This is a genomic window from Bacillus sp. SIMBA_074 (assembly GCF_046534555.1).
GTDB lineage: Bacteria > Bacillota > Bacilli > Bacillales > Bacillaceae_G > Bacillus_A > Bacillus_A mycoides.
The window spans coordinates 55,466-75,466 of the sequence record NZ_JAWRYM010000018.1 but is presented as its reverse complement, the minus strand read 5'-3'; the positions used below and the strand labels follow the sequence as shown (position 1 = coordinate 75,466).

General features: G+C 36.0%; 22 protein-coding genes, 1 pseudogene and 1 riboswitch. Of the genes and pseudogenes, 10 read left to right on the top strand and 13 right to left on the bottom strand.

The features are described 5' to 3' along the window. Positions 1–13: 13 nt before the first annotated feature. Positions 14–1,243, top strand: a complete 1,230-nt coding sequence (locus SB773_RS18985; protein WP_410591407.1) for an ATP-binding protein — start codon at positions 14–16, stop codon at positions 1,241–1,243. Positions 1,244–1,268: 25 nt separating this feature from the next. Further along, on the top strand, positions 1,269–2,486 hold the full coding sequence (locus tag SB773_RS18980) for an ATP-binding protein (protein WP_088032190.1): 1,218 nt from the start codon (positions 1,269–1,271) through the stop codon (positions 2,484–2,486). A 52-nt stretch (positions 2,487–2,538) separates the two neighbouring features. Here SB773_RS18980 and SB773_RS18975 read toward each other — a convergent pair. Next, positions 2,539–2,843 (bottom strand): annotated as a pseudogene (locus tag SB773_RS18975) (Nif3-like dinuclear metal center hexameric protein); the annotation flags it as partial. A gap of 27 nt (positions 2,844–2,870) precedes the next feature. After that, positions 2,871–3,053: a hypothetical protein gene (locus SB773_RS18970; RefSeq protein ID WP_002034443.1), complete on the bottom strand. Its 183-nt coding sequence runs from the start codon at positions 3,051–3,053 to the stop codon at positions 2,871–2,873. Positions 3,054–3,176: 123 nt separating this feature from the next. On the opposite strand from SB773_RS18970, the gene SB773_RS18965 reads away from it, so the two are divergent. Both SB773_RS18965 and SB773_RS18960 read left to right on the top strand, forming a co-directional pair. Next, complete coding sequence (locus tag SB773_RS18965; protein WP_131246941.1) at positions 3,177–3,500, top strand: iron-sulfur cluster biosynthesis family protein; 324 nt, start codon at positions 3,177–3,179, stop codon at positions 3,498–3,500. A 113-nt stretch (positions 3,501–3,613) separates the two neighbouring features. After that, a complete protein-coding gene (locus tag SB773_RS18960; protein ID WP_410591405.1) occupies positions 3,614–4,519 on the top strand; it encodes a DMT family transporter in 906 nt (301 codons plus the stop codon). Between the two features lie 28 nt (positions 4,520–4,547). Here SB773_RS18960 and SB773_RS18955 read toward each other — a convergent pair whose 3' ends face one another. After that, complete coding sequence (locus tag SB773_RS18955) at positions 4,548–4,769, bottom strand: hypothetical protein (protein ID WP_002123250.1); 222 nt, start codon at positions 4,767–4,769, stop codon at positions 4,548–4,550. A gap of 289 nt (positions 4,770–5,058) precedes the next feature. On the opposite strand from SB773_RS18955, the gene SB773_RS18950 reads away from it, so the two are divergent. After that, positions 5,059–5,442: an ATP synthase subunit I gene (locus tag SB773_RS18950; protein WP_098779661.1), complete on the top strand. Its 384-nt coding sequence runs from the start codon at positions 5,059–5,061 to the stop codon at positions 5,440–5,442. Positions 5,443–5,736: 294 nt separating this feature from the next. On the opposite strand, the gene SB773_RS18945 is transcribed toward SB773_RS18950, so the two are convergent. Further along, entirely contained in the window at positions 5,737–5,934 is a 198-nt protein-coding gene (locus tag SB773_RS18945; RefSeq protein WP_002089120.1) for a hypothetical protein, read from the bottom strand. A 296-nt stretch (positions 5,935–6,230) separates the two neighbouring features. Next, positions 6,231–7,817, bottom strand: coding sequence for a phosphoenolpyruvate carboxykinase (ATP) (gene pckA / locus SB773_RS18940; protein ID WP_215576612.1), 1,587 nt, complete (start codon positions 7,815–7,817; stop codon positions 6,231–6,233). A 228-nt stretch (positions 7,818–8,045) separates the two neighbouring features. Next, a riboswitch (SAM riboswitch) is annotated at positions 8,046–8,167 on the top strand. A gap of 169 nt (positions 8,168–8,336) precedes the next feature. Here pckA and metK point away from each other — a divergent pair. Beyond that, the gene (gene metK, locus SB773_RS18935; RefSeq protein ID WP_410591401.1) at positions 8,337–9,536 is read left to right on the top strand and encodes a methionine adenosyltransferase; all 1,200 of its coding nucleotides are present in this window, start codon (positions 8,337–8,339) and stop codon (positions 9,534–9,536) included. A 192-nt stretch (positions 9,537–9,728) separates the two neighbouring features. On the opposite strand, the gene SB773_RS18930 is transcribed toward metK, so the two are convergent. Further along, entirely contained in the window at positions 9,729–9,911 is a 183-nt protein-coding gene (locus SB773_RS18930; protein WP_410591399.1) for a hypothetical protein, read from the bottom strand. Positions 9,912–10,338: 427 nt separating this feature from the next. Between SB773_RS18930 and SB773_RS18925 the strand changes: the two genes are divergently transcribed. Next, complete coding sequence (locus tag SB773_RS18925; RefSeq protein ID WP_131246886.1) at positions 10,339–10,848, top strand: MogA/MoaB family molybdenum cofactor biosynthesis protein; 510 nt, start codon at positions 10,339–10,341, stop codon at positions 10,846–10,848. Continuing rightward, positions 10,845–11,444, top strand: a complete 600-nt coding sequence (locus tag SB773_RS18920; protein WP_410591397.1) for a molybdenum cofactor guanylyltransferase — start codon at positions 10,845–10,847, stop codon at positions 11,442–11,444. Before SB773_RS18925 ends, SB773_RS18920 begins: the two co-directional genes overlap by 4 nt. Before the next feature lie 282 nt (positions 11,445–11,726). Here SB773_RS18920 and SB773_RS18915 read toward each other — a convergent pair whose 3' ends face one another. From SB773_RS18915 to SB773_RS18905, 3 genes are all read right to left on the bottom strand, one after another. Continuing rightward, on the bottom strand, positions 11,727–12,869 hold the full coding sequence (locus SB773_RS18915; protein ID WP_410591395.1) for a glycosyltransferase family 4 protein: 1,143 nt from the start codon (positions 12,867–12,869) through the stop codon (positions 11,727–11,729). A 12-nt stretch (positions 12,870–12,881) separates the two neighbouring features. Continuing rightward, complete coding sequence (locus SB773_RS18910; RefSeq protein ID WP_410591393.1) at positions 12,882–13,412, bottom strand: phosphatase PAP2 family protein; 531 nt, start codon at positions 13,410–13,412, stop codon at positions 12,882–12,884. A gap of 145 nt (positions 13,413–13,557) precedes the next feature. Then, a complete protein-coding gene (locus tag SB773_RS18905) occupies positions 13,558–14,070 on the bottom strand; it encodes a gamma carbonic anhydrase (RefSeq protein WP_088032209.1) in 513 nt (170 codons plus the stop codon). A gap of 74 nt (positions 14,071–14,144) precedes the next feature. On the opposite strand from SB773_RS18905, the gene SB773_RS18900 reads away from it, so the two are divergent. Together SB773_RS18900 and SB773_RS18895 are read left to right on the top strand one after the other, a co-directional pair. Beyond that, positions 14,145–14,948: an alpha/beta hydrolase gene (locus SB773_RS18900; protein WP_088032211.1), complete on the top strand. Its 804-nt coding sequence runs from the start codon at positions 14,145–14,147 to the stop codon at positions 14,946–14,948. A 37-nt stretch (positions 14,949–14,985) separates the two neighbouring features. Then, positions 14,986–16,050 (top strand): tetraprenyl-beta-curcumene synthase family protein, encoded by a 1,065-nt coding sequence (locus SB773_RS18895; protein WP_016102926.1) that lies wholly within the window; start codon positions 14,986–14,988, stop codon positions 16,048–16,050. Positions 16,051–16,087: 37 nt separating this feature from the next. On the opposite strand, the gene SB773_RS18890 is transcribed toward SB773_RS18895, so the two are convergent. From SB773_RS18890 to mnmL, 4 genes are all read right to left on the bottom strand, one after another. Further along, the gene (locus SB773_RS18890; RefSeq protein WP_410591390.1) at positions 16,088–17,389 is read right to left on the bottom strand and encodes a PepSY-associated TM helix domain-containing protein; all 1,302 of its coding nucleotides are present in this window, start codon (positions 17,387–17,389) and stop codon (positions 16,088–16,090) included. A gap of 157 nt (positions 17,390–17,546) precedes the next feature. Then, positions 17,547–18,221, bottom strand: coding sequence for an aspartate/glutamate racemase family protein (locus SB773_RS18885; RefSeq protein WP_131246879.1), 675 nt, complete (start codon positions 18,219–18,221; stop codon positions 17,547–17,549). Between the two features lie 190 nt (positions 18,222–18,411). After that, complete coding sequence (gene mnmM / locus SB773_RS18880) at positions 18,412–18,984, bottom strand: tRNA 5-(aminomethyl)-2-thiouridylate-methyltransferase MnmM (RefSeq protein ID WP_002190961.1); 573 nt, start codon at positions 18,982–18,984, stop codon at positions 18,412–18,414. Further along, entirely contained in the window at positions 18,981–19,940 is a 960-nt protein-coding gene (gene mnmL, locus SB773_RS18875) for a tRNA modification radical SAM protein MnmL/YtqA (RefSeq protein ID WP_002190960.1), read from the bottom strand. Before mnmL ends, mnmM begins: the two co-directional genes overlap by 4 nt. Positions 19,941–20,001 lie beyond the last annotated feature (61 nt).

Sequence of the window (20,001 nt, the reverse complement as noted above, 5' to 3'; positions counted from 1 at the left end):
AAGGGGTGTTGAAGTGGAAGAGAGTTTTCTATCAGCTAAAGAAGAAAAGAAAAACGCTAAGATTTTCTTATGGGTAATACATGTTATTTTAATTGTATACGAGGTTGCATACGCGATTATATTAGAAGATACAATGCCTTTAGCAAATTGGCATAAAGGGATATGGAAGCTTGCATATATTATGGCTATATTAGGTATTAGTGTTTACTTATTTGAGAGAGAAAAAGCATATTTAGTTAAATATACATATTTATTTGCATACATGATCGCAGAGACTTTTAATATTGGATGGTATGCTTTTCATAATACAATAGCATTTGATGAAGGGAATGTAATTGAATATATTTTCATTTTCTTCGTACCGATCTTTTTGAGTAAAAGATATTTATTTGTCTTAGCGCCATTCCTTATAGGGAAATATATGATATACCTATTTGTATTTGGAGAACTTAACCTGTTTATGTCTCTTGTTATAAATATGGTGTTACTTTTCGTATCATTTATTATTTTAAATCGATTTTTACAATATCTTTCAGCAGTAAAAGGACGTATTGCAGAGGCAAGTCAGTCACAAAAATTGGCGGTTATCGGAAAAATGGCAGCGACAGTCGGACATGAAATTAAAAACCCACTTGCTTCATTAAAAGGGTTTACGCAATTACAAAAAGAGAAACACGAAAAAGATGCAACATATGAACAAATGATTCTTGAAATCGAAAATATGAATAATATGATTAGTAAATTAATGGAGGTTGCTACATGTAAACCTTCTGTTTATGAAAAACACATTGTAAGTGATGTTTTAGTACAAGCGGTAGAAAACATGCGCGGAAAAATGAACGAGTTAAATATAAATTGCACCTTTAATGAAGAGCAAAATAGAAGTGAAATTGAATGTGATAAACGCAAATTAAAAGGAGTATTTTTGTATGTTATTAAAAATGCTTTAGAGGCAATGGAACATGGCGGAACATTAAAAATACAAGTTGAAAATAAAAAAAGAGATTATGTAATAGTAAGTATAGTAGATAGTGGTTTTGGGATAAAAAAGGATAATTTAGGACGAGTTAAGGATGCTTTTTATACAACGAAGCAAGATAGAATTGGATTAGGTCTTACGGTAGCAGAGCGAATTGTGACAGATCATCTTGGAGAATTACACATTTCTAGTGAAGTAAAGAAAGGAACGAGAGTAGAAATACTGCTCCCGAAAAAATGTGAGCGCAATGTGACACAAGATTAAGAGGTGTTGTTAAAGGAGTTATCATATGGAAAAAGGCAATATATTTGAAAAAGAAGAGATAAAGGCATTAATAATATTTTTAAGCTTATTCTTCGTTATATTTTTTGCGTATGATTTTGCTGAAAAAGCTATTGTCCTTTTATCAGATAAAAATCAAAAACTAGCAGATGCTTTTGGAGAAGGATTAGGTTTATGGCTATATAGTTTGATGGTTGGATTATTCTTTATAGGACTTTATTTTATGAAATGGAAAAAGCCGTATATTGTGAAGTATATTATTTTAATTGGCTATAATATATTGGATTTTATTAATAACTTCATTATTTATTACGGAAGTGATGCGGAATTTGATGGCGGGAATATAGTAGAAGGATTCTTTATTTTATTTGCACCGATATTTGTGAATAAGAGGTACTTTTGGTTAGTTGCCGGAACTATTGTTGGAAAATATGCACTTATGGGATTCGTTGTTCAATCCTTTATTGTTCTTATCCCAATAGCATTATATAGCGTGTTTGTTATTATATGTTGGATTATATTTTTAAGATTCCAATCTTACGTTCGTACACTTGAAATGATGGATAAAGAAATACGAAATGTAGAGAAATTAGCAATGGTTGGAAAAATGGCGACAGTAATTGGCGATAAGATTAGAAGACCGTTAGAAAAATTGAAAAAACTTGTGAATAAGCAAGCGAAAAAATATCCAGAAGATAAAATTTATAGTGAAATTATGAGACAGGAAGTAGAGCGAATTCATACAATTGCTACAGAACTAAATGGGTTTGAGAAATCTAAATCGGTAGAATCCGAAACGCATAATATTAAAGAAATCATCTCTTATGTTATCAGGGTTATGGAAAAGCCAGCTTTAGAACAAGGGATAAAAATGCATGCTATTTATAGTAAAGATATACCATCAATTACATGTGAGGAGAAACGATTGAAACAAGTATTTTTTAATTTAATAAAAAATGCGATTGAAGCAATGTCAGTTGGCGGAACTATTACTGTAAAAGTTATAGTGGAAGATGTGATCATTGTTCAAATTATAGATGAGGGATGCGGCATTCCGAAAGATAAAATTCCGAAGCTAAATGAAGCTTTTTACACAACGAAAGAAACTGGAACAGGCTTAGGATTAGTAGTTACGGAAAAAATTATTAAAGATCACCACGGTAAATTGAACTTTGAAAGTGAAGTTGGAGTTGGAACGACTGTTGAGATTATGTTGCCGATTTAATTATAGTGGGATATTTTAAAAAGGGGAAATCACTTTCTTGAGAGTGATTTCCCCTTTCTTTTATCGCCTGCAAATATTTTGATGGAATTGGAATAAATCCTCGCCCTGATTTTCCGAGTGGATCACCGCATTCCATCACGAGTGGATGGTGCAATGAATTTTTCAAGAACATCATCTGTTGGGAAGACAGCTAAAAATACTGTATTTACATTTTCAGCACCTCGTATCATAAGACCGTTAAATAGCTCCACAAAATTTGCTTCGAAAAATTGTTGCCATGGAAATTGGATTTGATCATAATTTTTCAATTTGGAATAAATGATTAAGTGATTGTTCTATTTCTTTTAAGGCTGGCATGTTTGGTAATCCTCCTTAAGATAGTTCTTACTTTGTTAGTTGTTTTTGTTTTTTTATGGAAAAATAAGAAGCGGATAGGAAACAAATAAAACCTAGAATCCAGCCAATAGAAGGAGAATAGGGAAGTATATGTTGTAATACCATTCCGCTAGAAATAAAAAAGCTACCTAATAGACCTAAGAAAATGAGATATCGTTGTAGTTTGAACATCAGTGATACAACCTCCTTTATCAAATACATTGTATAGTAGTCTTAATTTTCTGTATATAAGTTTTAAGAAAAATGGTGGTACAATATATAAATGATACGAGAAGAGAGGGTGTAGATTCACGCATGTACGTTACTGTAACAGAAGCAGCATATAAAAAGATTATGGATACGATTCCAAGTGAAGCTAAATATATAAAGTTATTTTATGATAATGAAGGTTGCGGTTGTGTCATGAGCGGGATTATTGATTTAGTAGCCGTTTCAGAGAAAGATGAGCGCGATGTAGATGTTGAATCGAGTATACTAAACTTTATTGCAGATCGCACAAAGCTTGTATTTATGGATGATAAGTTAACAGTTGATTGGCATGAAGTTGGAGGGACTTTTCAGTTGAAGAGCCCAAGCCAGTTTTATAACCCGAATATGAAGTTACATGTTCGAGTATAATGAAGAGAGAGGGAGTATATAATATGCTCCTTTTTCTTATGGATTTTTTCACATAATGAAATGTACATCTAATTGAATTTTCTGTATAATTCTCTTTGCGGAGGGGATTGCGCATGAAAAGATGGGGAATTGAGTTATTAATTTTAAGTGTCGTTATTATCTGGGGGATTAACTATACGATTGCGAAATATGGACTTTTAGAATTTACAGCGATTGAGTTTACTGCAGTTCGAATGATGGCAGCAGCACCACTATTATTATTACTTACGTTCTTTATTGAAAAGTCACTTTATATGGAGCGAAAAGATATACCAAGATTAATCATTGTTAGCACGGTAGGTATTGTACTGTATCAAACGCTATTCATGGAAACGGTACAATATACATCGGCTACAAATGCCTCTTTACTCATTTCTATTTCACCTATTTTTACAACTTTATTTTCGATTTTCTTGAAACAAGAAAAATTTTCTTCTCGAAAGTTAGTTGGTTCCATGATTGCCTTTTTTGGTGCTACATTAGTTTTAGTAGCGGGGCATTCACTCGCTAGTTCTTTCTACGGAAATGGGATTGGACTGATTACATCAATATGTTGGGGACTTTATCCTGTATTAGCAGGGCCGCTTATTAAAAAATACTCAGCATTACGTGTTACTGCATGGTCGACATTAGTTGGAGCGGTTCCGCTCTTATTGTTAAGTGGTCCACATGTATTTGTAATGCCATTTCACATTACACAAGGGATGACATGGTTTGCCTTGCTGTATTCTATTTTCTTCGTGACTGTATTCGGTTTAGTGATGTGGTATATTGGTGTTCAAAAAATTGGAGCATCACATACGATGGTATATATGTATATTACGCCGCTCGTTGCTGTCTTATTTGCTGCAGTATGGGCAAATGAATATGTATCGTTACAACAAATTATCGGTGGAATTATCATTTTCTTCGGTCTATGGTTTGTGAAATCAGAGAAAGTAGAAGCTAATTCTATCGTGCAAGAACCTATATCAAAATAGGAAAACAGATCATCTATGATCTGCTTTCCTATTTTTTTATTTTTGGTAAGAAGATGAGAAACAAGATAGCAGTAATAAGTGGAATTAAGTTTAAAAATGGAATACGGAAGAGTGTAATAAGAATAATACCTGGAAGAAGAACACCGAGGACAGCATAGAAAATACTATGTTTTTTCGTGTACCAATATAATGAAAGTCCAATAAGTGCAGGAACAATGAGATGAATGAGAGCCATTAAAAAATAAATCATTAGACGCCCCCTTTATTTATGTGCTTATTACATCATATCCGTATGTTCATAGATTGATATCAATTTTTTCATAATTGGACGAAAATGTTTTGAAAAACGTCACATTTATGAGGGATTCTATATTAGAAATCTTGTATAATATTATTTCCTAAAAGCATTTAAAAAACATAAACATACTGTTTATGTTTTTTAAATTTGAGTGAAATGAATTTTAAGTAGCATAGACTCGAAAGAAATGAGTTATATAGCTTTTGTTGGATAGATAAAAACTATTGAAGGGGAGTACAATATGATTAGTATGTCATTAAGGTCGTTTAAAATTCAATCGTATTATCTACTAGGTATTCTGTTATTAGGCTGGATGTTAACACCGTTTTCAGCACATTTTCTAGGTGCAGGAATTGGACTTATTGTAAGCATGTATTGTGTTTGGATTTTAGGAAGGCGTATCGAAAAGCTTGGAGATAGTATAGTAAAGAAGACGAAAGCGCCGACGCTTGGTATGTTTAATCGCTTTGCAGCTGCAATTTTGGGTGCTATTATTATGTACGAAATTGAGCATCATATGGTAATGTGGGCATTTGCAGTAGGTATTCTGGGTGGTTATTTCTTAATCGTTATTAATTTAGGGTATTATAGTATGAAGGATGAGGAAGAATTAACGAAGAGCTAAAAAGATAAAAAGATGAACAGATGAAAAGCCTCTTTTTAGATGGAATAGAGGATCCGGCGGGGGATAGAAGCGGTCAGAGCCTTTTTTAGCCCCATGCGGTGTGAAACCAGAGCAAGGTAGTGAGCAGGAATATAATTTATATGTTCGAAGCCGTAATTTGTACATATGAAAATCTGGTTATTTAAATCAAAAATTGGCTTACTCTGGAATAAGGGATCCGGCGATGGATAGTACAACAGGAAGCGTAACTTTGTATAAAATATAGGTTTCCGCTTCCAATAAGTTAATATGAAATCACTTAGTAGTATGACTTTTAGGTTCTTTAAAAAAGTTGGATACAATACAACAAACTATTCCGGTAATTAGAATAATGTATTTTATCGTTTCACTTGTATGCTCAAATAAATTAACGTTAAGCATCACAAGTCCCCAAAACATTTGAATCGCTCCATAACTGAATAAAATTTTTCCTGTACGAGAAAAATTTTTCATGGGCCTCACCCTTTCCTTTATATGTAAATTATATCATAGGAAACTACAAACGAATGGTTATAAAATGAATTTTCTGTAAGTTCATAGGTAGTGGTATGCAATAGATGAAGAGATTAAAGTTTCACTTTATATAAGATATAGAAAGAAGCTTACGTTTTTAACGTAAGCTTCTTTTTTATGTAAGTGTGTGTAACCGTTAAGCCGCATTGGGTTTTGTCGGTGAGTACGCGGAACTTTACGGTTACACGACACTTATTCATATGAGTAAAAGGGTTATTCCAACAGAAAATTTGTAATTAAGCGATTGGACCGCCTAAGTTAATAATAGCTTCAGAAACGCTATCGAATTTTTTGAAGTTTTCTTTAAATTCGTTTGCAAGCTCAATTGCTTTCGCTTTGTAAGCATCTTTATCAGCCCAAGTTTGTTCAGGCATTAATACTTCATCAGGTACACCTGGAACATGACGAGGTACTTCAAGGCCAAAGATGTCGTGTTTTGCAGTTTCAGCTTTAGCAAGTTCACCGCTTAGTGCTGCTTGAATCATTGCACGAGTGTAACCTAAGTTCATACGTTTACCAACACCGTATTCGCCACCAGTCCAGCCAGTGTTTACTAAGAATACTTTCGCATCATGTTTCTCGATTTTTTCACCAAGCATTTCAGCATAACGAGATGCATCAAGCGGTAAGAACGGTGAACCGAAGCAAGTAGAGAATGTAGCTTGCGGAGATGTAACACCGCGCTCTGTTCCTGCTAGCTTACTAGTGTAACCGCTTAAGAAATGGTACATAGCTTGCTCTTTTGATAACTTACTGATTGGAGGCAATACGCCAGATGCATCAGCAGTTAAGAAAATAATTGTATTTGGATGTCCTGCAACACTTGGCAGTACGATATTGTCAATCGCATGCATAGGGTATGCAGCACGTGTATTTTCTGTTAAAGTAGTATCGTTATAGTCAGCGATGCGTGTTTGACCATCAATGACAACGTTTTCTAAAACTGAACCAAATTTGATTGCATCGAAGATTTGTGGTTCTTTCTCATGAGAAAGGTTTACACATTTTGCATAGCAACCGCCTTCAATATTGAATACGCCGTTATCAGACCAACCGTGCTCATCGTCACCGATTAATTTACGGTTTGGATCAGCAGATAATGTTGTTTTGCCTGTTCCAGATAAACCGAAGAATAGTGCTACGTCGCCTTCTTCGCCTACGTTTGAAGAGCAGTGCATAGAAAGAATGTCTTGTTCAGGTAGTAAGAAGTTCATAATAGAGAAGATTGATTTTTTCATTTCTCCAGCGTATTCTGTACCACCGATTAGTACGATACGTTTTTCGAATGAAACCATAATGAATGCTTCAGAATTTGTACCGTCAATTGCTGGATCTGCTTTGAAGTTTGGTGCAGAAACAATTGTGAACTCTGATTCGTGATTTGCTAATTCTTCTTCATTTGGACGAATAAATAATTGATGTACGAACAAATTATGCCATGCATATTCGTTAACAACTTGAATTGGTAGGCGATAGTTGCGATCAGCGCCAGCAAATCCTTTGAAGATGAATAACTCTTCTTTTTCTTTTAAGTATTCTAAAACTTTTATATATAATTTATTAAAATGTTCTTCAGAGATCGGTTGGTTCACGGCTCCCCAAGCAATTTTGTCAGCAACCGATGCTTCCTTCACAATAAATTTATCCTTAGGAGAACGTCCTGTGTATTTTCCTGTTGAAGCAGAAACGGCACCAGTAGAAGTTAATTTCCCTTCGTTTCGCATTAATACTTTTTCCACTAATTGCGGAACACTTAATTGAATCTGTGCATTGCTTCCGTTCAATAATTCATGTAAACCAATTTGGACATTCACAGTACTCATATTTATATACCATCCTTTTCATTTAATGAAATATTTCTCGTAATCCCCATCAATAGTATAACACAATTATATAAATAATGTATACTATTTATTTATTTTTGTTTGTGTGAATGTATCATTTCCCTATTAATATTTCATTCTATGGGTATTGAGAAAAACTTTCAGGAAAATGTGAATATTAATTGACAAATGAATATCATTTCTTTAGTATAGGTTGGGACGGATACTCTCTTATCCCGAGCTGGCGGAGGGACAGGCCCGATGAAGCCCAGCAACCTCACTTGTAGTGGTAAATACAGGTGAATAGGTGCTAAAACCTGTGCGAGGCTAACGGTCTCGAACGATAAGAGCAAAGGGCAAAAAGCAGTATGCAAGTAGCAAATTAAACCTTTCCTCTATGTTAAGTAGGAAAGGTTTTTCTGTATGCTTGTGTGGGAGAATAAATGTATGTCGCAGTTTGTGGCAAATTAAGGATGAGTTCCGTACAATATATACAATTACTGTAGGGAGGTTTACCACATGACAAAAAAACGTCATCTGTTCACATCTGAGTCTGTAACTGAAGGACATCCAGATAAAATTTGTGACCAAATTTCTGATTCAATTTTAGATGCGATCTTAGCAAAGGACGCAAATGCACGTGTAGCTTGTGAAACAACTGTAACAACTGGTTTAGTATTGGTAGCGGGGGAAATTACGACTTCTACTTACGTAGATATTCCAAAAATCGTTCGTGAAACAATTCAAGGCATTGGTTACACACGCGCAAAATACGGATTCGATGCAGAAACTTGTGCAGTTTTAACATCTATCGATGAGCAATCTGCTGACATCGCTATGGGTGTTGACCAAGCACTAGAAGCACGCGAAGGTCAAATGACTGACGCTGAGATTGAGGCAATTGGTGCGGGAGACCAAGGTTTAATGTTTGGGTTCGCATGTAATGAAACACAAGAATTAATGCCACTTCCAATCTCGCTTGCTCACAAATTAGCTCGCCGTTTAACTGAAGTACGTAAAGATGACACATTATCATACTTACGTCCGGATGGAAAAACGCAAGTTACAGTTGAGTATGATGAAAATGGTAAACCTGTACGTGTGGATACAATTGTAATTTCTACACAACATCATCCAGATGTTACGTGGGAAGAAATCGATCGCGATTTAAAAGAGCACGTAATTAAAGCTGTAGTTCCAGCAGAATTAATGGATGTAGAAACGAAATTCTTCATTAACCCAACTGGCCGCTTCGTAATTGGTGGACCACAAGGTGATGCTGGTTTAACAGGACGTAAAATCATCGTTGATACTTACGGTGGATATGCTCGCCATGGCGGTGGTGCATTCTCTGGTAAAGATGCAACGAAAGTTGACCGTTCTGCAGCATATGCAGCTCGTTATGTTGCGAAAAACATCGTAGCAGCTGGTCTTGCTGACAAAGCAGAAGTACAACTTGCATACGCAATTGGCGTAGCACAACCAGTATCAATTTCAGTTGATACATTAGGCACTGGTAAAGTATCTGAAGACGTATTAGTAGAACTAGTTCGTAACAACTTCGATCTTCGCCCAGCTGGTATTATTAAAATGCTAGACTTACGTCGCCCAATTTACAAACAAACAGCAGCTTACGGCCATTTCGGACGTACTGATGTAGATCTTTCATGGGAACGTACAGACAAAGCAGCTACTTTAAAAGAGCAAGCTGGTCTATAATATATGAAAAAAAGCTTTGCGCTGTGTGCGCAAAGCTTTTTTTATTTGGTTTTATCCCGCATTAACGGGCAGTAAGCCTCCCATCTCAAAATTCGGCTGTAAAGCAAAAAAGTTAGGTAGGAGGCTAACTGCCCGTAAAAGCCTGATTGGTGAGGGCTAATAATCAGTGGGGAAGAACAAAACCCCCACTGATTAAAGTTTCACTTTATTTACTACTTGGATGCACGAACTACAATAAACTTCTCCGTCTAGCTCAATATACTTTTTCATATTTGTCATACCACTTGCCGGAAGTGGCATATGAATCCATGCTTTTTCATACGTTTGTATTTCCTTTTCACATGATTTACAAAGGATTGGTTTCTTACGGAACATAGACGGTCACCTTTTCAGTTGGCGTGCTTTTCCTGCGCAAAAAGCACTGCTCAGTAAAAATAGCGTTGCGAATATAATACTCACTAATGTGGCGTATGGAATTGCTCCTTTTAGAGAAAACCGACAGTGATGGAAGCAACAAATAAGAGGATGAATGTTGTTGTTAATTTTTTATAAAGTTCCATAGTGTGTGAACCTCCAAATTATTTTATAATGTAAGTTTTAAAATAAAATCTACTATGTAGAAAATATAAGGGGAGTTAAAGAGTAGCTAATGATGTGAAGTCTAGGAGTATAAACAATTTTTTACTTTTTGTGGGTGTATATACTTATATTGTATCATGATGCATCGTTGGCTTCATACATAATTGTGTAAAGATATGTATGATAAAATGAAGAAAAGTCTTTAAGAAAGGAAAGATAAAAAATGAGCGTAACTGAACATAAAAAACAAGCTCCAAAAAAAGTGCGTTGCAAGATCGTGACGATTTCCGATACACGTACGGAAGAGACGGATAAGAGCGGACAGCTATTACATGAATTGTTAAAAGAGGCAGGACATACAGTGACCTCTTATGAAATTGTGAAAGATGATAAAGAAAGTATTCAGCAGGCTGTGTTAGCTGGTTATCATAGGGAAGATGTTGATGTCGTGTTAACGAATGGCGGAACTGGTATTACGAAACGTGATGTAACGATTGAGGCAGTTTCAGTGTTATTAGATAAAGAAATTGTTGGATTTGGTGAGTTGTTCCGTATGATAAGTTACTTAGAAGATATCGGAAGTAGTGCGATGTTAAGTAGAGCAATCGGTGGTACAATCGGGCGTAAAGTTGTCTTTTCGATGCCAGGGTCTAGCGGAGCGGTTCGTCTTGCGATGAACAAGTTAATTTTACCGGAATTAGGTCATATTACATTTGAGCTGCATCGTCAATGAAAATTGCAGGAATTGTATTAGCTGGCGGACAGTCTAGTCGTTTTGGAGAGCCGAAAGCATTGGCGATTTGGAAGGGAACTACTTTTGTTGAGCATATTGTGCAAGTAATGGAAAGTATTTTGCAAGATGTTGTTGTTATTAGTCATACTGATATAAAAGAGAGAGTAGAGCAATTAGTACAAGTTCCAGTTATAGAAGATATGTCGCACTATAAAGGAAATGGGCCACTTGCTGGAATAGTGTCAGGAATGGAATACATAGATTCAGATTGGTGTATTATCATGCCTTGTGATGCACCGAACGTTTCAAATGAATGGATTACCATTTTATTAGAGCAAACGAGCGATGAATATGATGCTGTTGTCCCTATTATTAATGGAAGAAAACAACCGTTACTTGCAGCGTATAATAACCGCGTGAAAGAAAAGATTTATGCTTTGCTTCAAGAAGAAAAAAGAAGTATGGGCCAGCTTTTATCACAATGTAATGTGAAATATATTGCTGGTGAAGATGTACAAGCGAATGTAGATTGGTTTATAAATGTGAATACGAAAGAAGAATATGTGCAGGCTCAAAAAGACCTTTCAAATGAATGAAAGGTTTTTTGATATACAGAAATTGGAGAACAATTGCTGTATAAAGGTATGTGAGCAAGTTGATTTTAAGGGGATTTCTTAAAATCACCATACAGTAAAAAATACTGTATAACCATATATTAATTTTTATGGGTTTTTATTACAAGTCTGTTTAGTTATGTATCTTTTTGTTATAATGAATATAGGAATAAAATGATATTTCACCTTATGTATCATTTATTAAACTAAAATTTATAACTGTGTAATAAACTCCCTTCGTTTTTTGGAAGGGAGTTTTTCTGTTTAAGCGAGTAATTCTGATGCAGTGTGCTGAAGGACTTCTGCATATTGGTCAAGTAAGCCACGAAGGATCTCATCCCAGCTTTTTGATTTAGCATAAGACGAAGCTGCTATGCCCATTTGCATAAGTTGATCTTCATTTTGCAATAAAGAATGGATGGAGGATAGAAAGGAATCTATATCTTTTGGTGGACAAAGAATTCCCGTTTTTCCATCTGTAATAATATTTTTAACCCCGCCACTATTTGCTCCGATGACAGGTGTACCGCATGCAAATGATTCAAGTACGACATTTCCGAACGTTTCAGTAGCTGATGGAAATACCATCATATGAGAACAAGCATATGCTTCAGCTAAATCCGTGCCTTGTAAATATCCAGTAAAAGTGACATTTGTTTTCGGAACAGCTTCACGCAAATTTGTTGCTAGAGGCCCGTCTCCAGCGATGAGCCAATGAATGTCGTCACGTTCTTTGTTTGTCGTTTGAATAAGTGTTTGAAGAGTATCGATATCTTTTTCAGGAGCAAGGCGCCCGACGTAGGAAAGAATATATTTCGCTGTAATATTATATTTTTTTCGGAATAGGTCTTTATTGTAAGTTGGATGAAAGAGAGTACAATCTACACCACGTCCCCAAATATAGAGCTGTTGAAATCCTTTTTTCTTTAATTGATGTAATGTTTTAGGAGAAGGAACAAAGTTTTTTTGCATATGACTATGAAACCACCTTAAATAGTTCCATAGCATATTGGAGAGAAATTCGATTTTGTAATAGCGTAAATAGGCGTCAAAATCAGTATGATAAGAACCGACAACTGGGATATTTAACTTTTTGGCATAATATAACCCACAAAGTCCCATATTGAAAGGCGTAGCGATGTGAATGATATCAGGTTTAAAGGCAAGAAGTTCCCGCTTAATGCGCGGAGTAGGAAAGGCAAAGCGACATTCTGGATATAATATTGTTAACGGGATACTTCTCATTTTGTTCACATTCGCTACGAAATTATCTTCTGCCGTATGCTGAGGGGCGAAAACAGAATAGGCGATATTTTCTTTTTGAAAATATTTAGTTAAACGTTCCAAAGTTTTCGCCACACCGTTGACTTGTGGTGTAAATGTATCGGTAAATATGGCGACTCTCATCATATCGCTCCTTTACATGAGTGGAATGAGTTGATAAAAAGAGATGATGCCAGAGCAAGTGCCAAGGCACATGCCTACAAATACATCTGACGGATAATGAAGCCCTAAATAAATACGGGAAATACCGACGCATAATGCTAACGGTAATAGAAAAGCAAGCAAGTTTGGATTATAGCAAATAAATGGAATGAGGACAGAGAAAACAGCCGTTGTATGTCCGGATGGAAAAGAATGATCTTTTAAAGGCTGTACTGGATATTTCGCATCTTGAATTGTTAAATAAGGGCGTTTTCGTGGATACCATCTTTTTAATATTTGCACAGGAATATGGCTAATTGTTAAAGAAATAGCAGTTGCAATTGCAGCTTGATGCAAATTCCCTGTTGCGAAAATTAAAAAGAATAGGGTAAGTGAAATGGAAAAACTTGCACCACCGATATGGGTAATATTGCTGAAAAAGATGTTTAATGTTTTTTGATCAAAGTAGCGATTAATTCCTTTGAAGATGTAACATTCTATTTTATATAGTCCACTGACCTTCATGAGATTTTTCCTCCCTCATTTACATATATATGGAGTTATTAACTTCTATTTTAATAAGATTTTATTGAGGGGATAATAAGGTTTTGTAAAGAAAAAGTTAGATTTTTTCATAAAAAAAGCTGCCAGTCTTATGGCAGCGATAAAATCACTTTTGTAACGATTTATAATATTGTCCTTTTTCAACGTATTGTGTGCGGATACGTTCCATATCTTTACGGTCTTCTTCTGTTAATTCGCGAATGACCTTCGCAGGGCGACCGAAAGCTAACGTATTAGGAGGGATTTTCTTTCCTTGTGAAACGAGACTACCAGCACCGATAAAGGCTCCTTCACCAATTTCAGCACCATCTAATATAATAGATCCCATTCCAATTAAAGCATCGTTTTTAATATGACAGCTATGTAAAATAACTTGATGCCCAACTGTAACATCGTTTTCTAAAATAAGAGGGTACTGCGGGCTTTGATGAAGTGTACATTGGTCTTGTACATTTACTCGGTCTCCAATGATTGTTGGTGACACATCGCCGCGTATGACTGTATTAAACCAAATACTTGATTCCTCACCAATGGAAACATCGCCTGTAATGGTAACATAGTCAGCGATAAAAGCACTACTCGCAATTTTCGGATTTTTTTCTTTGTAAGGGTATATCATGTAAAGCCTTCCTTTCCTAGAGACTAGTTTTAGTGTATCAAATTATGAGAAAGAGTGAAATGGAGGAGGTCCGTATGTGGAATTATGAAGCAGAGGAAGCGAAAGCTGTAGTCGTTATCGTGCACGGCGCAATGGAATATCACGGACGTTACGAAGCTATAGCGGAAATGTGGAATCATATCGGCTACCACGTTGTGATGGGAGACCTTCCATCACATGGAACGACTTCGAGAAATAGAGGACATATTGATTCATTTGATGAATACATAGAGGAAGTTAAATTATGGGTGAAAGAGGCAAGGAAGTATCGATTACCTATTTTTATATTTGGTCATAGTATGGGTGGTCTTATTGTCATTCGTATGATGCAAGAAACGAAGAGAGAAGATGTAGATGGTATTATTTTAAGTTCACCATGTTTAGGTGTATTAACTGGACCTTCTGCTCCGCTTCGAGCTGCCTCAAAAATATTAAATGTTGTTACTCCAAAATTGCAATTTGCAACGAATCTTACAGTGGAAATGTCAACTCGTAATCATGAAGTGAGAGATGCGATGGAGAATGATTCATTGTTCTTGCGCAAAGTATCAGTACGTTGGTATAGTGAATTGATTAAGTCTATCGAAATTGCGCATAAAAAAATAGGCGATTTTCCAGACGTTCCACTCTTGCTAATGCAGGCTTGTGAGGATAAACTTGTAGATAAAACACGTGTCCGTACTTGGTTTGATAATGTTAAAATAAGTGATAAGGCTTTTAAAGAATGGCCGAATTGTTATCATGAGTTATTAAATGAGTATGAGCGTGATGAAATTTTGAATTATATTCAGTCATTTACTGAAATACGCATCAATAACATAATAGAAACAAATAAGTAAATTATTTGTACATTGAATAGAGGAGATGAAGGAAGAAGTGAACGTACCGAGTAATCCCATAACGCTCATGGCGAAAGTATACCGTGATGTGTTTCCGGTAGTACACCATGAGCTAGCGATGTGGAAAGAGCGTGCCTACCATATTCCGAATGACGAGCTTCATAGTCAGGCAATCGCAAGTATTGAGAATAAAACATTTCATTGCGAGGGCGGTGGCATTTTAGCGCTACTAGCAAATGAACACCGAGAGGAATGCATTCGTTTTATCGTAGCTTATCAAACGATTAGCGACTATTTAGATAATTTATGTGATCGTAGTACATCACTTGACCCGAAAGACTTTGCGGCTCTTCATGAGTCGATGGTAATGGCATTAAGCCCTGAAGTTGAAGGGGGCGGTAACTATTATCGTTATCGTGATGATCAAGATGATGGTGGTTATTTAGATGAGCTTGTTGAAACATGTCAGGATGTTTTAAAGAAAACGAAGCATTATGATAAAATTGCTCCAATTCTTCATGAACTTGCTTGTTATTATTGTGATTTGCAAATTCATAAACACGTGAAGTTAGAAGAAAGAGAACCACGTTTAAAAACATGGTTTGAAGCACATAAAGAAAACTTACCAGAGATGAGTTGGTTTGAATTTTCAGCATGTGCCGGTTCTACACTTGGAATCTTCTGTCTTGTAGCATATGCATTTCATGATGAATTACATGATGAAGATATTGCGAAAATTAGACAAGGATACTTCCCTTACGTACAAGGACTTCACATTTTACTTGATTATTTCATCGATCAAGAAGAAGACCGTATAGGCGGGGATTTGAATTTCTGTAGTTATTATGAAAACGAGCAAGCGATATTAGATCGTATGAAACATTTTGTAGAAGAAGCAGAGAAGAGCATTGGTGATTTACCTCATGCGAAGTTTCATCGTCTCATAAGCCGAGGGTTACTTGGTATTTATTTATCAGATCAAAAAGTATCAGCACAAAAGAATATGCACAAAATGGCACGGCGCATTGTAAAATACGGAGGGCTTACTTCACGATTCTTCTATTGGAACGGGAAGATGTACCGAAAGAAAATGGCGCAGTGATGAAGAAAACCACTCTTGTAGAGTGGTTTTCTTTTTATTATGATCGTATTTTTGCAAATACATATATGAGAAGTTCAATTGCGAAAATAACTAGAACAGATAGTCCGAATAAAGGCATGACAGCGCCTAGTATAACCATCATGATAAAGAAAACGATTATGCTTTTTTTATCTCTTTGTTTTGGCGGTGCTGCTAATTTTCCTTTCGGCTTTCTTGCTAACCACATTTTTATTCCGTAATAAATAAGAAGTAATAAAGATAATGTCGTTAGTAAGCATAATATTTTATTTGGCCATCCGAATAAATGTCCTTCGTGAAGCGGGATACCGTAAGTGAACCATTGTGCAAATAATCCATAATCACGATAGTCCGTTTTGGAAATAAGTTTTCCGCTATATTGATCAAAATAAGCTGTTATTTCTTCATTTGGTGCGACATGCATACCCGTAATACCGGAACCGCTTGATTTCGAAACGGTGAATACACCTTTCGGATCAGCCGGTAGTGAGATAACATATGGCTTCTTTATTTCAATTCCTTTTTGTAACTCATCAATTGAAATGGCTTTTGGTTCATTTGAGTTTGATTCCGGAGGAGCTTCTTTTCTTGTTGCCCAGGGTAATTCTTTTACCTTTGATTCAGGTGGTGCCATATACAATTTCGGATATCCGATTGATTCATTCGACGCTGCGATTTTATAAATTTGGTTACCCATAAATCCTGACCAAGGTAAACCTGATGCGACTAGCAGAATGAGTGGAATTGTAAATATAATACCGATAATAGAATGACGTCGTTTTGCTTTTTCTCGCTTATTGGATGCTGGTGTGTTTTTGAACTGGCGTATACTCATATACAACCCAGTAAAAATTAAAAAGATTGTCCAGCATGCCGCAAGCTCTACAATGTAGTTAACGACAGTACCACCAACTAAAAGAGAACTATGTAATTCCCTCATTATATTGGCAAACGTTTCACTTGCATTTTGATCTCCAACAATTTGATTATTGCTATCTAAATACACATATTTTTGTTGCCCAGTATATTCATTTGCAATAGTAAGCCTCGTATTATAATCCCCATTAAACTCACTAATTTTCGCCACACTATAATGTGGATATTTTTTCTCTGTTAAGAAAAGCGAATCAGCCATCGAAATAGACTCTGTTTGGGCGCTCTTCCCAAAATATAAATCTTTATAGATGAAATCTTCAACCTCTTCCCGAAATAAATACCCAATTCCGCTCAGTGACAATGTAATAAGAAGCGGCGTAATAAAAAGCCCAGCATAAAAATGCCAACGCCAAAAAATGTAATGAAGCGAACGATTTACTTTCATACTTTCAGTTCCCCTAACCTTCCCTATATGAATAGATTCCTCATTTTAATATAGCGAGATTAAGTGTGGATATTTTGAAGGAATTGTGAAAAATGTTAAAAGTTTTTGGGATTTTCATCAAACATAAAACACATTTCAAAAGGGCTGTTTTCTATTTTTATGAGGATCTCTTAGTATTTGATAGATACATCCTAACAATCGCCTCAGCAAGACATTGAGCAGAATCCACAAAATCCTCACTCACCACAACATTCAAATCAGTACATGCGATAATAGCAGTATCTACTTTATCTTTTAACTGTATAACGAGCGTGCTCCATAATTCTTGAGCTGCTTCAATTTCTCCGCTTTTAATACAAGTAATAATTTGATTAATCATTGTCTGCCATTTTTCATGATGAATGTACTCTATATTACGTTTTGCAACCCCATCTTGGTAAATACCAGCTTGAATTGTCGCTTCTGTTGCGAGAAGAGCAACTCTTTTTGTATTTTCAGGAATTGCTTGTAACGTCTCATCGACGATATTTAAAATCGGAATGGACAGAGAATGCTGTAATTCTTCAAAATAAAGATGCGCCGTATTGCACGGCATAGCGATAAATTCTACGCCAGTACTTTCAAGTTTTTGTGCCCCTTCAATAATCGCTTTTTTCATTGCTTCGTGATCAATAAGGCGATCCATGTAAAATGGTGTTGGGCAAGAATAAATCATCATATGAGGAAAGTTCATATCATGCTTTGCTCCGTATATTGTTTGGCACTTTGCTACAACTGTATCAACGAATGGCCCAGTTGATTTTGGCCCCATTCCTGCTAGTATTCCGATCATTGTTTAGTCCCCTTTAATATTTAATACATCCATTATATAGGAGGATAAGAAAAAGACGTGCAATGAGTGCACGTCTTTTTTGTTATATTTTGTTGATAAGTCGATATATCGACAAAATCGTTGATATATCGACAAAATCGTTGATATATCCGGAGTTTCGATAGATATAATTGAAAAATCGTTGATATATTTATCGCTTCTCAATCGCCACAATAAATGGCGGGTTGTTTTGTTGGTTAATGAAACCGTATCTTAGTACGTGAGCTTGTTTTTGATCTAGCTCTTCTGCAAATTTGAGAACAGCGTCGCGTTCTACTTGTCCTTCTGGATGTCCGTGGTAAATGACAAGGACGATGATACCTTCAGGTGCCATTACTTCTAATAATTGTTCGATAGCCGAGATTGTTGAGTTCGGTTTTGTGACGATATGTTTGTCACCGCCAGGAAGGTAACCTAAGTTGAATATTGCTCCTGTTACTTTTCCTTTTGCTTCTTCTGGTAGTACGGATAAAAGTGTATCGTGACTATCGTGAACTAAAACAGTACGTTCGAAAAGTTCTTTTTCTTTTAGGTGGATAGTAGAACTTTCGATTGCTTCTTGTTGTATATCAAATCCAAATACTTTTCCGTTATCTCCAACGATTTCAGCTAGGAAGCAAGTGTCATGCCCATTGCCGAGCGTTGCATCTACAGCGTAATCGCCTTCTTTTACTGCCGTTTGCAGCAGCGAGCGAGCAAACGGTAATACACGTTCTAATTTCATTTTTGTTTCTCCTCATTTGCATATTTTCCTTGCCAGCTTCCGCGGCGTACAAATTCTGCATCGATGGAATTTAATACTTCCCATTTATTTAAGCTCCACATTGGGCCAATCATTAAATCAGGTGGACCGTCACCTGTGATGCGGTGCACAATTACGTCTTCTGGAATCATTTCAAGTTGGTCAACAACGAGACTTACGTAATCTTCAAGAGAAAGGAATTCTAATTGTCCTTTTTCATATTGCTTCACCATTGGCGTTCCTTTTAATAAATGAAGTAAATGAATTTTAATTCCTTGTACGTCAAGCTTTGCTACTTCACGAGCTGTTTCCATCATCATGTCGTAATCTTCAAGTGGAAGACCGTTAATAATATGAGAGCAAACTCTAATGCCATGCTTACGTAATTTATTTACGCCTTCCACGTAAGACGGATAATCGTGAGCGCGATTAATAAGATTTGCAGTACGTTCATGAACAGTTTGTAGTCCGAGTTCAACCCAAAGGTATGTGCGTTTATTTAAGTCCGCTAAATATTCAACGACATCGTCTGGTAAACAATCCGGACGAGTTGCGATAGAAAGACCGACAACGTCTTTTTCTGCTAGAAGTGGTTCGAATTTTTCTTTTAACACTTCAAGTGGTGCATGTGTATTTGTGTAAGCCTGAAAATAAGCGATACATTTTCCGTCTTTCCACTTTGAGTGCATTTTTTCTTTCATTTCATGATATTGCGTTATAACATCATCGCGGCGATCGCCAGCGAAGTCACCAGATCCAGCAGCACTACAAAACGTGCAGCCGCCGTAAGCGACTGTACCGTCACGGTTCGGGCAATCGAAGCCAGCATCTAATGAAACTTTAAAGATTTTTTCACCGAATTCATTTCGTAAGTGGTAATTCCATGTATGATAACGTTTATTGTCATTTGTATATGGAAAAGGGTTTTGAACCTTCATTATTTTCCCTCCTAAGACGAGTCAAAATGAAACAAAATCCATTATAACATACTCATAAGGT